Genomic DNA, 14,998 nt, shown 5'->3' on the forward strand with positions numbered 1-14,998 from the left:
GTCGGAAACGTGGAGAACCTGATTGCGCTGCTCGTCGCGGCGCCCCTGCTCGGAGCGGCGGTCCTGCTGTGCGGCGGCCGCCGGCTGGACCGGACCGGCCACTGGCTGGGCACCCTGCTCGCCGCCGCCTCGTTCGTCGTCGGCCTCGTCCTCTTCGCCGACATGCTGGGGAAGGACGCCGAGGACCGGGCCCTGCACCAGCACCTGTTCGCCTGGATTCCGGTGGAGGGCTTCCAGGCCGACGTCGCCTTCCAGCTCGACCCGTTGTCGATGACGTTCGTCCTGCTCATCACGGGCGTGGGCACGCTGATCCACGTCTACTCCATCGGCTACATGGAGCACGACGAGCGCCGGCGCCGCTTCTTCGGCTATCTCAACCTGTTCCTCGCGGCGATGCTCGTCCTGGTCATCGCGGACAACTACCTCCTGCTGTACGTCGGGTGGGAGGGCGTCGGCCTGGCGTCGTACCTGCTCATCGGCTTCTGGCAGCACAAGCCCAGCGCGGCCACCGCCGCGAAGAAGGCCTTCCTGGTCAACCGGGTCGGCGACATGGGCCTGTCGATCGCCATCATGCTGATGTTCACCACCTTCGGCACCTTCGCCTTCGGGCCGGTGCTGGAGTCGGCCGGCGAGGCGGGCGAGGGCAAGCTGACGGCCATCGGCCTGATGCTGCTGCTGGCCGCCTGCGGCAAGTCGGCCCAGGTGCCGCTGCAGTCCTGGCTCGGTGACGCGATGGAGGGCCCGACCCCGGTCTCCGCCCTCATCCACGCCGCGACCATGGTCACCGCCGGCGTCTATCTCATCGTCCGTTCCGGCGCGATCTTCAACGGCGCCCCCGACGCCCAACTCGTCGTGACCATCGTCGGCGCGGTCACCCTGGTCTTCGGCGCCGTCGTCGGTTGCGCCAAGGACGACATCAAGAAGGCCCTGGCCGGCTCGACGATGTCGCAGATCGGCTACATGATCCTGGCCGCCGGGCTCGGCCCGATCGGCTACGCCTTCGCGATCATGCACCTGGTGACCCACGGCTTCTTCAAGGCCGGGCTCTTCCTCGGCGCCGGCTCCGTGATGCACGGCATGAACGACGAGGTCGACATGCGCCGGTACGGCGGCCTGCGGACGTACATGCCGGTCACCTTCGCCACCTTCGGCCTCGGCTATCTGGCGATCATCGGCTTCCCCGGCCTCTCCGGCTTCTTCTCCAAGGACAAGATCATCGAGGCGGCCTTCGCCAAGGGCGGGACCGAGGGCTGGATCCTCGGCTCGGTGGCCCTGCTGGGCGCCGCGATCACCGCGTTCTACATGACGCGCGTGATGCTGATGACGTTCTTCGGCGAGAAGCGCTGGCAGAGCGACGCGGAGGGCCGCGAACCGCATCCGCACGAGTCCCCGAGGTCGATGACGGTCCCGATGATCACGCTGGCCTTCGGCTCGGTGTTCGCCGGCGGCTTCTTCGCCGTCGGCGACCGCTTCGTCTCCTGGCTGGAGCCGGTGACCGGTTACGACCACGGGCACTCCCCGCTGAGCGCGGCGACGGTCACCGGGGCGACCGTGGCCGCCCTGGTGATCGGCGTCGCGCTCGCCTGGTCGATGTACGGGCGCAAGCCCGTCCCGGTGGTCGCCCCGCGCGGCTCGGTCCTCACGCGGGCCGCCCGCCGCGATCTTCTCCAGGACGACTTCAACCACGTGGTCCTGGTCCGCGGCGGCGAGCACCTGACCCGCTCGCTCGTCTACGTGGACCACTCCCTGGTCGACGGCGTCGTCAACGGCACGGCCGCGTCGGTCGGCGGGCTCTCCGGTCGGCTGCGCAGGCTGCAGAACGGCTACGCCCGCACCTACGCGGTCTCGATGTTCGGCGGTGCGGCGGTCGTCATCGCCGCCACCCTGCTGATGAGGGCGGTCTGATCCCATGTCCTTTCCCCTCCTGACCGCGACGGCGGCGCTTCCGGCCCTCGGGGCCATCGCCACCGCCGCCGTACCCGCCGCGCGGGGCGCCGCGGCCAAATGGGTCGCGCTGTTCTTCTCGCTCGGCACGCTCGTCCTGGCGGGCGTCGTCTTCGCCCGCTTCGAGCCGGGCGGCGACCGCTACCAGCTCACCGAGTCCCGCTCCTGGATCGCGGACTTCGGCGTCCGCTACGAACTCGGCGTGGACGGCATCGGGGTGGCGCTCCTCGGCCTCACCGCGCTGCTGATCCCGTTCATCATCGCGGCCGGCTGGCACGACGCCGACCCGCACGCGGCCGCGCCCGCGCGCCGCCGCCCGGCGCAGGGCTTCTTCGCGCTGATCCTCATGGTCGAGGCCATGGTGGTCCTGTCGTTCGTGGCCACCGACGTCTTCCTCTTCTACGTCCTGTTCGAGGCCATGCTCATCCCGATGTACTTCCTCATCGGCGGCTTCGGGGACCGGGCCCACGCGGGCAGCGACGAGAACGCCGCGACCCAGCGGTCGTACGCGGCGGTCAAGTTCCTCCTGTACAACCTGGCCGGCGGGTTGGTCATGCTGGCCGCGGTCATCGGGCTCTACGTGGTCGCGGGCAGCTTCTCGCTCTCCGAGATCGTCCAGGCCCGCGCCGACGGTTCGCTGGAGATGGCGACCAGCACCGAGCGGTGGCTGTTCCTCGGGTTCTTCCTCGCCTTCGCGGTGAAGGCCCCGCTGTGGCCGCTGCACACCTGGCTGCCCAACGCGATGGGCGAGACGACCGCGCCCGTGGCCGTGCTGATCACGGCGATCGTCGACAAGGTCGGCACCTTCGCGATGCTCCGCTTCTGCCTCGGCCTCTTCCCGGAGGCGAGCACGTGGGCGACGCCGGTGATCATCGTCCTGGCGCTGGTCTCCATCGTGTACGGGGCGCTGCTCGCGGTCGGCCAGCGCGACATCAAGCGGCTCATCGCCTACGCCTCGATCTCGCACTTCGGCTTCATCGTCCTCGGCATCTTCGCCATGACCAGCCAGGGCCAGTCGGGCGCCACGCTCTACATGGTCAACCACGGGCTCTCGACGGCCGCGCTGCTGCTGGTCGCCGGCTTCCTGATCACCCGGCGCGGCTCGCGGCTCATCGCGGACTACGGCGGGGTGCAGAAGGTCGCCCCGGTGCTGGCCGGGACGTTCCTGATCGGCGGGCTCGCCACGCTGTCGCTGCCCGGACTCGCCCCGTTCGTCAGCGAGTTCCTGGTCCTGGTCGGCACGTTCAGCGCGTATCCGGTGGCCGGCGTCATCGCCACCTCCGGCATCGTGCTCGCCGCGATCTACGTCCTGGTGCTCTACCAGCGCACGATGACCGGCCCCGTGCGGGAGTCGGTCCGGGGGATGCCGGACCTCAAGGCCCGTGAGCTGGTGGTCGCGCTGCCGCTGATCGCCGTGCTGGTCTTCCTGGGCGTCTTCCCGAAGCCGCTCACGGAGGTCGTCAACCCGGCGGTGGAGCACACCATGTCCGACGTACAGAAGAAGGACCCCCAGCCCGAGGTGGAGGCCGCCAAGTGAGCGCAACAGCAGTCCACAGCCTGTGGACGACGGCGAGCGGGGCCGTGTCGGCGGCTCCGGGCCAGACGTTCACGGCGCCGGACATCGAGTACGCCCAGCTCGCGCCCGTCCTGATCGTCGTGGGCGCCGCCGTCCTGGGCGTCCTGGTGGAGGCCTTCGTGCCGCGCCGGGCCCGCCACCACACCCAGCTCCTCCTGACCGTGGTGGCCATCGCCGCCGCGTTCGCCACGATCGTCGGCCTCGCCGCCGGCGGGTACGGCACCACGAAGGCCCGGATCGCGGCCATGGGCGCCATCGCGGTCGACGGCCCCGCCCTCTTCCTCCAGGGCACCATCCTGCTGGTCGCCCTGGTGGCCGTCTTCACCTTCGCCGAACGGCGGCTCGACCCCGCCGGCCACGGCGCCCCGGTGGACTCCTTCGCCGCCCAGCCCGGAGCCGTGCCGGGCAGCGAGACCGAGAAGGCCGCCGTACGGGCCGGCTTCACCACCACCGAGGTCTTCCCGCTCCTCCTGTTCTCGGTGGCCGGCCTGCTGGTCTTCCCGGCCGCCAACGACCTGCTGACGCTCTTCATCGCGCTGGAGGTCTTCTCGCTCCCGCTCTACCTCCTGTGCGCCGTCGCCCGCCGCAAGCGGCTGATGTCGCAGGAGGCGGCCGTGAAGTACTTCCTGCTCGGCGCGTTCTCCTCGGCGTTCCTGCTCTTCGGGATCGCCCTCCTCTACGGCTACGCGGGCTCCCTCTCCTACGCCGCCATCGCCGACGTCGTCGACGGCTCGGTCATGGAGATCGACCCGGCCCTCGCGGACACCATGGGCAACGACGCGCTGCTGCTCATCGGCGGCGCGATGATCCTGACCGGCCTGCTCTTCAAGGTCGGCGCGGTCCCGTTCCACATGTGGACCCCGGACGTCTACCAGGGCGCGCCGACCCCGGTCACCGGCTTCATGGCCGCCGCGACGAAGGTCGCCGCGTTCGGCGCGCTGCTGCGCCTGCTGTACGTGGCGCTGCCCGGCCTCACCTGGGACCTGCGCCCGGTCATGTGGGCGGTGGCCATCGTCACGATGCTGGGCGGCGCGATCGTCGCGATCACCCAGACCGACGTCAAGCGGCTGCTGGCCTACTCCTCGATCGCCCACGCGGGCTTCATCCTCGCGGGCGTCATCGCGGCCAACCCGGAGGGCGTCTCCTCGGTCCTCTTCTACCTCGCGGCCTACTCCTTCGTGACGGTCGGCGCGTTCGCCGTCGTCACGCTGGTGCGGGACGCGGGAGGCGAGGCCACGCACCTGGCGCAGTGGGCCGGGCTGGGCCGCCGCTCGCCGCTGACCGCGGCGGTCTTCGCGGTGTTCCTGCTGGCCTTCGCGGGCATCCCGCTGACCTCCGGGTTCTCCGGGAAGTTCGCGGTGTTCAAGGCGGCCGCCGAGGGCGGCGCGAGCGGGCTGGTCGTCGTGGGCGTGCTCTCCTCGGCCGTCGCCGCCTTCTTCTACATCCGCGTGATCGTCCTGATGTTCTTCAGCGAGCCGAAGGCGGACGGCCCCACGGTCGCCGTCCCGTCCCCGCTGACCATGACGACGATCGCGGTCGGCGTGGCCGTCACCCTGGTCCTGGGCCTGGCGCCGCAGTACTTCCTGGACCTGGCGAGCCAGGCGGGGGTCTTCGTGCGGTAGCCCCGCGCGGTCGCGGTCAGCGCGTCGCCGGACGGTCCGTTCTCCCGGACCGTCCGGCGTTGTCGTAGGAGCCGCCTATCGTGGTCGGGGAACGGGACGGACCGGACGGGTCCGGGCACGCGGACGTCGGGGGACAGAGCATTGGGTGTGACCATGGGTGTGACCGGGACCGACCACGGGACCGTCGGGACGCAGGCCGCGGCGGCCGACGGGACCGCGGAGAGCGAGGCGCGGCGGACGCTGCACCGCGTCTTCGGCTACGAGTCGTTCCGCGGCGAGCAGGGCGCGGTCATCGAGCACGTGGTGGCGGGCGGCGACGCCGTCGTGCTCATGCCGACCGGCGGGGGCAAGTCCCTCTGCTACCAGATCCCGGCCCTGGTCCGCCCCGGTACCGGCGTCGTCGTCTCCCCGCTCATCGCCCTGATGCAGGACCAGGTCGACGCCCTGCGGGCGCTCGGCGTCCGGGCCGGCTTCATGAACTCCACGCAGGACTTCGACGAGCGCCGCTCGATGGAGGCGCAGTTCCTCGCGGGCGAGCTGGACGTGCTCTACCTCGCCCCCGAGCGGTTGCGCCTGGACTCCACGCTGTCCCTGCTGGCGCGGGGCGAGATCTCCGTCTTCGCCATCGACGAGGCGCACTGCGTCGCCCAGTGGGGGCACGACTTCCGCCCCGACTACCTGGCGCTGTCCGTGCTCGGCGAGCGCTGGCCCGACGTCCCGCGCATCGCCCTGACGGCGACCGCGACGCACGCCACGCACGAGGAGATCACCCGCCGCCTCGCCATGCCGGACGCGAAGCACTTCGTCGCCAGCTTCGACCGGCCCAACATCCAGTACCGGATCGTCCCGAAGTCCGACCCCAAGAAGCAGCTCCTCACCTTCCTCCAGGAGGAGCACGCAGGGGACGCGGGCATCGTCTACTGCCTCTCGCGCAACTCCACCGAGAAGGTCGCGGAGTACCTGAGCCGCAACGGCATCGAGGCCGTCCCCTACCACGCGGGTCTGGACGCCTCGACGCGCGCCGCCCACCAGGCGCGCTTCCTCCGCGAGGAGGGGCTCGTCGTCGTCGCGACCATCGCCTTCGGCATGGGCATCGACAAGCCCGACGTCCGCTTCGTCGCCCACCTCGACCTCCCCAAGTCCGTCGAGGGGTACTACCAGGAGACCGGCCGCGCGGGCCGCGACGGGGAGCCGTCCACGGCCTGGATGGCGTACGGGCTCCAGGACGTCGTCCAGCAGCGCAAGCTCATCCAGGGCGGTGAGGGCGACGAGGCGTTCCGCCGCCGGGCCGCCTCCCACCTGGACTCCATGCTGGCGCTGTGCGAGACGGTCCAGTGCCGCCGCGCCCAGCTCCTCACGTACTTCGGCCAGGAGCCCGCGGCCGCCGCCTGCGGCAACTGCGACACCTGCCTGGTCCCGCCGGAGACCTGGGACGGCACGGTCGTCGCGCAGAAGCTGCTCTCCACGGTGGTCCGGCTCAAGCGCGAGCGGAACCAGAAGTTCGGCGCGGGCCAGATCATCGACATCCTGCTCGGCCGCAAGACGGCCAAGGTCATCCAGTTCGACCACGACCAGCTCTCGGTCTTCGGCATCGGCGAGGAGCTGGCGGAGGCGGAGTGGCGCGGCGTGGTGCGCCAACTGCTGGCGCAGGGCCTGCTGGCGGTCGAGGGGGAGTACGGCACGCTGGTCCTCACGGACGAGAGCGCGACGGTCCTGGGCCGCGAGCGGGACGTGCTGCTCCGCAAGGAGCCCAAGAAGCCCGCGTCCCGCTCCTCGTCCTCGGCCAGGGGCGCCAAGGGCAAGGCGGCCCCCGCCGACCTCCCCGCGTCCGCCGTCCCGGTCTTCGAGGCGCTGCGCGCCTGGCGCGGGGCGACGGCGAAGGAGCAGGGCGTCCCGGCGTACGTCATCTTCCACGACGCGACGCTGCGGGAGATCGCCACGCTGCACCCGTCCTCGCTCGCGGAGCTGGGCGGGGTCAGCGGCCTGGGCGAGAAGAAGCTCGCGACGTACGGGGAGGGCGTGCTGGAGGTCCTGGCGCGGACGCCGGCCGGCGCCGCCCCGGCACCGCCCGCCCCGACCTCGTCCGCCCCGGCGGCCGCTCCGGCCGCGGTGCCGTCCGCCCGCCCGTCCGCTCCCGCAGCCCCGCCGCACGGGGACGCGGAGTTCGGCTGGGACGAGGAGCCGCCCGAGTACGAGTGAGCAGCGGCGGGGCGGCGGGGGCCCGGGGGAGGCCCGTCGCCGGAAGGGGCCGCCCCGGACTGGACGCCTCGCGCGCCGCTGACCGGGGCGGCGCCGCCCCGGTCAGTCCCCGCCCCCGTCTCCGCATCCGCCGCCCCCGCCGCCGTCGCTCCAGCTCGGCGAGGACCGCGCCGGCCGTCGCGTACTGGAGGAAGGCGCGGGAGCAGAGCGCCTTGCCGCGCCGCGGGTCCAGCGCGAGCAGCAGCATCTCCTCGGGCAGGGTCGGGGCGGGAGCGATGGGGGTCATGGCGCGGTGGCGACCCTGCCCGTCACGTCGCCGAGGCCGACGCGGGTGCCGTGCGGGCCGGGGGCCCAGGCGGTCAGCGTGACCGTGTCGCCGTCCTCCAGGAACGTCCGCTCGCCCTCGGGCAGCTTCAGCGGGTCCCGGCCGTTCCAGGTGAGTTCGAGCAGGGAGCCGCGCTGGGCGGGTTCGGGTCCGCTGACCGTGCCGGAGCCGTACAGGTCGCCGGTGCGCAGCGACGCGCCGTTCACCGTCATGTGGGCGAGCTGCTGGGCGGCCGTCCAGTACATCGAGGAGAACGGCGGCTCGGCGACCACCTGGCCGTTGATCAGCACGGAGATCCGGAGGTCGAAGCCGCCCGGCTCCTCCTCGCCGGAGTCGTCGAGATAGGGGAGGAGGGGCACGTCCCGCGCGGGCGGCGCGGTGCGGGCCGCGTCCAGGGCCTCCAGCGGGGTGACCCAGGCGGAGACGGAGGTGGCGAAGGACTTGCCGAGGAACGGGCCGAGCGGCACGTACTCCCAGGCCTGGAGGTCGCGTGCGGACCAGTCGTTGAGGAGGCAGAGCCCGAAGACGTGCTCGCGGAAGTCGCCGAGCGGGACCGGCGCGCCGTGGGCGGAGGGGACGCCGACGACGAAGCCGACCTCCGCCTCGATGTCCAGCTTCACCGAGGGGCCGAAGACGGGGGCCGGGTCGGTGGGGGCCTTGCGCTGGCCGCTGGGGCGCACCACGTCCGTGCCCGAGACGACGACGGTCCCGGCGCGGCCGTGGTAGCCGATCGGCAGGTGCTTCCAGTTGGGGGTGAGCGCGTCGCCGTCCGGGCGGAAGATCCGGCCCACGTTGGTGGCGTGGTGCTCGCTGGCGTAGAAGTCGACGTAGTCCGCGACCTCGTACGGCAGGTGCAGGGTGACCGCGTCCACCGGGTGCAGGAGGGGTTCGACGTCCGCGCGGTGGCCGGGGACCGTGAGCCAGGCGGTGAGCGCGCGGCGCACGTCCCGCCAGGCGGTGCGGCCCGCCGCGAGGAGCGGGGTCAGGCTGGGCTGGGCGAGGAGGCCCGCGTACGGGGAGCCCAGCGCGTGGGCGGCGGCCCCGGCGTCCAGGACGTGGCCGCCGATCCGGACGCCGACGCGGCGGTCGCCGGGGCGCTCGGGGGTGGAGAACACGCCGTAGGGGAGGTTGTGCGGGCCGAAGGGGTCGTCCTCGGCCAGATCGAGCGGGCTGCTCTGCTCGGGCATGGGGTGCTGCCTCGCTTTCCAGGTCGCGTGGGAGACACGTTACGTGGGGCGATGGCCTGCGGCAGAGCCCTTTCCCCGCCCAACTGGGCGTAATGCCCGGAAAGTTCGGAGGGGCGCGGAACCCCCCTCCGAAGGCGGCCCGAAGGCGCGTGCGCCGCTCAGCCCGCGGTGCGCGGGATGCTCTTCTCCCAGGTGCGGTGGAACACGATCTCGCCGCCGTCCTTGCAGACCACCTCGTCGCTGGTGGCGAAGGCGTGGGCGCCGGCGGTGATCTCGGAGCGGACCGTGATCTCCACGTCCCAGGCCGACTCGGGCCGGTGCAGCCGGACCGACCGGTCGGAGCGGGCGCGCGCGGAGAGCGGGTCGTCCTGCTGGATGGTGTACGTCTCCAGGGCGTCCTCGGTGAGCTCCAGGCCGTCCGGGTGGACGCGGGCGCCGCCGTGGCCGGGGTCGGCCTCCAGCCGCCACTCGCCGCGGGCGACGTCGCGGACGACGAGGCGCCGGGGGCGCTGCTCGTCCAGGGTGACCGGGTGGACGACGCCGAGCGGGGCGGACTGCTCGGGCTCGCCGAACGTGATCGCCGGGTCCTCGGCGGGGCGGCGCACCGGCAGCTCGACGAGGCTGCCGTCCGCGTCGAGGACGAAGCCCGCCGAGCCGGTCTGGGGCCAGATCCAGGGCCAGTACGCGGAGGAGACGGCCAGCCGGATGCGGTGGCCGGGGGAGAAGGCGTACCCGATGCCGTCGAGGTCGAGGACGACGTCCTCCGTCCCGCCGGGCGTCCAGTCGTCGGCGCGGTCGCGGCCGTGCCGGGCGGCCAGGTTGAGGGCGCCGCGGGTGACCAGGGTGGCGGAGCCGTCGGGGGCGACGTCGCAGAGCCGGGCGACGACCTGGCCGCGCGGGACGTCCATCCGGAGGCGGAGCCGCACGCGGGGGCGGCCGAGGATCTCCAGCGGCGTGCCCTCGACGGGGAATTCGAACGCCACCGACTTCGCGTCCTCGTCGCGCTGGTCCGGCGGCAGGTCCGCGTCGTCGCCCAGCGGGCGGAAGCGGCCCGCGTCCAGCCCGGTCTGCTGCGGCGAGGCGACGATCCGCGCGCCGCCCTGGAGGGCGTACGCCACGGGGGCGACGTTCGCGGAGGGCCAGGCCGGGTCCCCGACCCAGCGGCCGGGCAGCGTGTCGTACCCGGCGGCGGGCGGGTGCGAGGAGGTGATCCAGGAGCGCAGCGGCGGCTCCAGCATCACTCCGGTCTCCCGGTCCTTGAGGTGCTGGTCCCACCAGCGCAGGGTCTCCTGGAGGAAGCCGATGGCGGGTCCCGGCCGCCCGTGGTCGGGGTACTGGTGCGCCCAGGGGCCGATCACCCCGCGCACCCGCCGCGGGTCGAGGTGTTCGACCAGGCGCAGGACGCTGTCGCGGTACGGGTCGTGCCAGCCGCCGACCGCGAGGACGTGGGCCCGGATCGCCCCGTACTCCTCGTGCGCGCCGCCGCCCTCGTGGTCGGCGCGGCTCTGGTGGGCGAGCCAGGTGTGGACGAGGGGTTCGACGGTCTCCAGCCGGTCCAGCCACCGGTCCCTCCAGCCGTCCCCGGCCTGCTCCGGGTCGGGCGGGAGGCAGGCGAGGGCGAGGAGGGCGGCGGACCGCGCGTGCATGTCCGCGGCGAGGACGGAGCCGCCCAGGTAGTGGGCGGCGTCCTCGCGGTCGTCGGACGCGCAGACGGCGACGACCGCCCGCAGCGGTGCGGGGGCGAGCACGGCGGTCCGGAGCGCGGCGCGGCCGCCGCGCCCGAGCCCGAACATCCCGACCCGGCCGGAGCACCACTCCCGCTGGGCCAGCCAGTGGACGAGCGCGACCCCGTCCTCGGCCTCGCGCCCGTCGTACGCGTCGCCCGGCGCCCCCTCGCTGTTGCCGTGGCCGCGCGCGTCGACCCGTACGGAGGCGTAGCCGTGGCCCGCGTACCAGGGGTGGCGCTGCCGGTCGCGGGGCGCGGTCCCGTCCCCGAGCCGGTGGGGCAGGCACTCCAGCAGCGCGGGGACCGGCTCGTCGGTCAGCGGCCGCCAGATCCGGGCGTGGAGCCGGGTGCCGTCGGGCAGCGGGACGTACAGGTCCTCGCGGGTCGTCTCGTAGGGGAACGCGGTCCTGATGTGCATGGATCACCTCGGTGGACGGCGGCGGGGCGGGGCGGCCGGCGGGCTTCCGGCGGGGCGGCGCACACCGGTCCACGCCGGGCGCGCGCGGGTCGCGGGCGGGCGATCGCCCCCGGTCGGCGGGCCGGTCCGGGGCCGGCGGTCGCGTGGGATGAATCGGGTGACTTCCGGTCGTATGAGCTGATCTCGAACATACCGGCGGTGGCGGGAAGCCGCCCACGGTGATCCATAGGTGACCGGATACGCTGAAGTCGATTCGAGACCCGCCACATCGACCTCGCGTGTGATCGTCAGTAGACAGGAGATGCCCTCGTGACCGTCCTCGGGCCGTTCGGACTGCACGTGCGGGACCAGGCTCTTGAGGCTGACGTCCAGTCGGGCCTGGCCGCTGTCGAAGCGGGGCTCCTCGAAGCCACCAAGAGCGACGTGCCCTTCATCACGGAAGCCGCGCAGCACCTGGTGCGCGCGGGGGGCAAGCGGTTCCGCCCCCTGTTGGTCATGCTCGCGTCACAGTTCGGCGATCCGGGCGCGCCGGGCATCGTCCCCTCGGCCGTCGTCGTCGAGCTGACCCACCTGGCCACGCTCTACCACGACGACGTGATGGACGAGGCCGACGTCCGGCGCGGGGTGCCCAGCGCCAACACCCGCTGGGGCAATTCGGTCGCCGTCCTGACCGGCGACTTCCTCTTCGCCCGCGCCTCCCACATCCTGGCCGACCTCGGCCCCGAGGCCGTCCGCATCCAGGCCGAGGCGTTCGAACGGCTCGTCACCGGCCAGATCCTGGAGACCGCGGGCCCGCGCGACGGCCGCGACCCGGTCGACCACTACCTGGACGTGCTCAGCGGCAAGACCGGTTCGCTGGTCGCCGTCTCGGGACGGTTCGGCGCGATGATGTCCGGGGCCGACGAGCGGACCGTGGACATCCTCACCCAGTACGGGGAACGGCTCGGCATCGCCTTCCAGCTCGCCGACGACGTCCTCGACATCGCCTCCGACTCCCACGAGTCCGGCAAGACCCCCGGCACCGACCTGCGCGAGGGCATCCCCACCCTCCCGGTCCTGCGGCTGCGCGCCCGCGCCGCCGCCGGGGGCGGCTCCGACGACCGCGAGCTGGTCGCCCTGCTCGACGGCGACCTGAGCGACGACGCCCGCCTCGCCGAGGCGCTGCGCCGGCTGCGCGCCCACCCGGCACTGGAGCAGGCCCGCCAGGACACCGTCCGCTACGCCCAGGAGGCGCGCGCCACGCTCGCCCCGCTGCCCGAGGGGTACGCGAAGTCCGCCCTGGCGGAGCTGTGCGACGCCGTGGTGCACCGCGCGGGCTGACGCGCGCGGGCGGCGACGGCGTACGAGGGTTCGGCGCGCGCCCCGGCGCGTACGGGCTGACGCGTACGCACCCTGGCGGCGCAAGGACTGACACGCGCGCGCCCCGGCGCGTACGGGCTGGAGCGCGGGCGGTGGCGGCGCGCGGGGTGAGCCGGGTCCGCACCCTTACGGGATGGTCGACCCGGCCCGTACGGTTGTCATACCGCAGCAGTAGGCGCAGTTGATCCTGCGGGCTGACGCTTCGGCCCGCCCGATTTGGTCAGATGGATGTCAACCACTCCTGACCACATCGGGTGGAGGGCGGCAGGGAGTGGGCGAGCAACCGGACGGAAGCCGCCGACCACGGAGGTAGGGCACACATGGCACCGAACGACAGCGCGGAGACCACCGGCGGAGCCGCGGGCACGGTCGTGGGCCGCCGCAGGGCCGCCCGCTACATCGTCCCCGTCGCGGTCGCGGGGGTGGCGGCCGCGACCATCGGACTCGTCCCGGCGCTCGCCAGCTCCGGCGACCCGGACCTGCCCGGAATCAGCGCACAGGAGCTCGTCGAGAGGATCGCCTCCTCCGACGAGGAGCGGCTCTCCGGCACGGTGAAGATCAGCACCGACCTCGGCCTGCCCCTCGACAGCCTCGCGGGATCGTTCCTGCCGGGCGGCGGCAAGGGCGAGGACGGCGGCACGGCCGCACCGCAGGAGAAGCTGACGGAGCTGACGTCCGGCACGCACACCCTGCGCGTCGCCGTCGACGGCCCGGAGAAGCAGAAGCTCACCCTCCTCGGGGAGGCGTCCGAGTACACCGTCGTCCACAACCGGGGCGAGGTCTGGGCGCACGACAGCGCGTCCGACGAGGTCTACCACGCCGAGGCCCCCGAGGGCCGGGACGGCGCGGACGGGGGCCCGAAGGCCCGCGAGGGCGCCCCCGCCACCCCCAAGGAGTTCGCCGAGCAGGTGCTCGCGGCGGCCGGCGACACCACCTCGGTCACCGTGGACGGCACGTCCAGGGTCGCGGGGCGGGACGCGTACCAGCTCCTGATCAAGCCGAAGCAGTCCGGCTCGACGATCGGCTCGGTCCGCATCGCGGTGGACGCCGAGAACGGCGTACCGCTCAAGTTCACGCTGTCCGCGGCGAGCGGCGGCAAGGCCGTGGTCGACGCCGGGTTCACCAAGGTCGACTTCTCCGCGCCCGCCGCGTCCACGTTCGCCTTCACGCCGCCCAAGGGCGCCGAGGTGACCGAGGCCGACGAGCTGGAGACCGGCCGGGACGAGCACGGCGCGGCGCAGAAGTCGCTCCCCGAGGAGCTGTCCGCGCTGGACGGCTTCGAGGGCGTGAACGTCATCGGCGAGGGCTGGACCGCGATCGCCGAGATCAAGGCCCCCGGCGGCATGGGCGGCCTCCCCGCGCCGGGTTCGGCGGACGTCCCGGCCGAGGCGCAGGGCTTCCTCGACGCGGTCGGCGACAAGGTCACCGGGAAGTTCGGCTCGGGCACGGTCTTCACGACGCGCCTGGTCAACGGCCTCCTGACGGAGGACGGAAAGGTCTACGTCGGAGCGGTGACGAAGGACTCGCTGGTCCGCGCCGCCGACGCCGCCCGCTAGGGCCGCCACCTGCCCCCGGACGTTCCGACCGCCCCGCCGCGCACCCCGTGCGGCGGGGCGGTCGGCTGCGGTCGCGGGGCGGGACGAGGAGGAGGGCCGGTGCGGCCCGGAGCGGAGGACCGGCGGTCCGGTGGCCGGATCGGTGCGCCGTCCGGTCGCCCGCGCCGTCGGCCGGCAAGCCGTCCCCCGATCGGCTCGTCGCGGCACGAACGGCACGAACGGGCGGAGAAGGGGAACGACACGACACGGTACGTTCCGTTTCCGCCTCGGTATTCTTCGGCCTTTGACGACGAACTGTCAACAATTGATTGGCTGGATCACCCCTATGCTCACCGAATGATCACATCGCCGAGTAGCCTGCGCCGCAGCGAGCGATCACACCGCGCCATCCTCCGGGCCGCCCTCGACCTCTGTGCGGAAGGGGGGTACGGGAGCGTCACGGTGGAGGCCATCGCCGCCCGAGCCGGGGTCAGCAAGAAGACGATCTACCGCTGGTGGCCCTCGAAGGGGGCCGTGCTGCTGGAGGCGTTCGCCGGCGCCCTGGTCGACGCGACCCCGTTCAGGGACACCGGCGACATCGGCGCCGACCTGCGCGCCCATGTCACGGCGGCGGTGAAGCTGCTCTCCGTACCGCCGCTCGGCCCCGCCTACGCGGGCATCCTCTCCGAGCTGCACCACGACGACGTCCTGGCGCGGGCCCTGAAGGAGCAGTTGGTCGACCCGCGCGTGGAGGAGGCGGTGGGCCGGCTGCGCGGCGCGCAGGAGCAGGGCCAGATCCCGCCCGGCGCGGACCTGCGGCTGGCCGTGGAGCTGCTGTACGGCCCCCTCTACTACCGTCTCGTCCTGCGCAGGCCGGTCCAGGACGAGGAGACGATCGCCGCGCTCGTGGACCACGTGCTGCGCGCGCTGGGGGCTCCGGGGTACTGAGCAACGGCCCCCTCAATGCCGTGACCGCGGCGTCCGGAGCCGACGAAGGAGATGCCGAGCCCGGCGGCGGGCTCGGGGGGGGGGGGGGGGGGGGGGGGGGGGGGGGGGGGGGGGGGGGGGGGGGGGGATGGGGGGGGGGGGGGGGGGGGGGTGGGGACG

The 14,998-nt window shown here is 73.4% G+C and carries 9 protein-coding genes; 7 read left to right on the forward strand and 2 right to left on the reverse strand.

What is annotated here, in order from left to right:
• The first annotated feature begins 9 nt into the window (after positions 1-9).
• The 4 genes from nuoL (at position 10) to recQ (ending at position 7,341) form a co-directional block, all read left to right on the forward strand.
• Positions 10-1,905, forward strand: coding sequence for an NADH-quinone oxidoreductase subunit L (gene nuoL, locus ACZ6EJ_RS02105; RefSeq protein ID WP_469263860.1), 1,896 nt, complete (start codon positions 10-12; stop codon positions 1,903-1,905).
• Between the two features lie 4 nt (positions 1,906-1,909).
• Positions 1,910-3,481, forward strand: coding sequence for an NADH-quinone oxidoreductase subunit M (locus ACZ6EJ_RS02110; protein ID WP_469263861.1), 1,572 nt, complete (start codon positions 1,910-1,912; stop codon positions 3,479-3,481).
• Positions 3,478-5,142, forward strand: coding sequence for an NADH-quinone oxidoreductase subunit NuoN (gene nuoN, locus ACZ6EJ_RS02115; protein ID WP_469263862.1), 1,665 nt, complete (start codon positions 3,478-3,480; stop codon positions 5,140-5,142). The genes ACZ6EJ_RS02110 and nuoN overlap by 4 nt, the downstream gene beginning before the upstream one ends.
• Positions 5,143-5,295: 153 nt before the next feature.
• The gene (gene recQ, locus ACZ6EJ_RS02120) at positions 5,296-7,341 is read left to right on the forward strand and encodes a DNA helicase RecQ (protein ID WP_469263863.1); all 2,046 of its coding nucleotides are present in this window, start codon (positions 5,296-5,298) and stop codon (positions 7,339-7,341) included.
• 282 nt (positions 7,342-7,623) lie between these two features.
• Here recQ and fahA read toward each other — a convergent pair whose 3' ends face one another.
• Together fahA and ACZ6EJ_RS02130 are read right to left on the reverse strand one after the other, a co-directional pair.
• Positions 7,624-8,853 carry a fumarylacetoacetase gene (fahA, locus tag ACZ6EJ_RS02125; protein ID WP_469263864.1) on the reverse strand — a complete coding sequence of 410 codons (1,230 nt, stop codon included), beginning with the start codon at positions 8,851-8,853 and terminating at the stop codon, positions 7,624-7,626.
• Positions 8,854-9,011: 158 nt separating this feature from the next.
• Complete coding sequence (locus ACZ6EJ_RS02130; protein WP_469263865.1) at positions 9,012-10,997, reverse strand: CocE/NonD family hydrolase; 1,986 nt, start codon at positions 10,995-10,997, stop codon at positions 9,012-9,014.
• Between the two features lie 309 nt (positions 10,998-11,306).
• Between ACZ6EJ_RS02130 and ACZ6EJ_RS02135 the strand changes: the two genes are divergently transcribed.
• From ACZ6EJ_RS02135 to ACZ6EJ_RS02145, 3 genes are all read left to right on the forward strand, one after another.
• A complete protein-coding gene (locus ACZ6EJ_RS02135; protein WP_469263867.1) occupies positions 11,307-12,317 on the forward strand; it encodes a polyprenyl synthetase family protein in 1,011 nt (336 codons plus the stop codon).
• A gap of 359 nt (positions 12,318-12,676) precedes the next feature.
• Positions 12,677-13,912: a LolA family protein gene (locus ACZ6EJ_RS02140; protein WP_469263868.1), complete on the forward strand. Its 1,236-nt coding sequence runs from the start codon at positions 12,677-12,679 to the stop codon at positions 13,910-13,912.
• A gap of 336 nt (positions 13,913-14,248) precedes the next feature.
• Complete coding sequence (locus ACZ6EJ_RS02145; protein ID WP_469263870.1) at positions 14,249-14,839, forward strand: TetR/AcrR family transcriptional regulator; 591 nt, start codon at positions 14,249-14,251, stop codon at positions 14,837-14,839.
• Positions 14,840-14,998: the final 159 nt, after the last annotated feature.

Source organism: Streptomyces sp. NPDC041970, assembly GCF_055588985.1.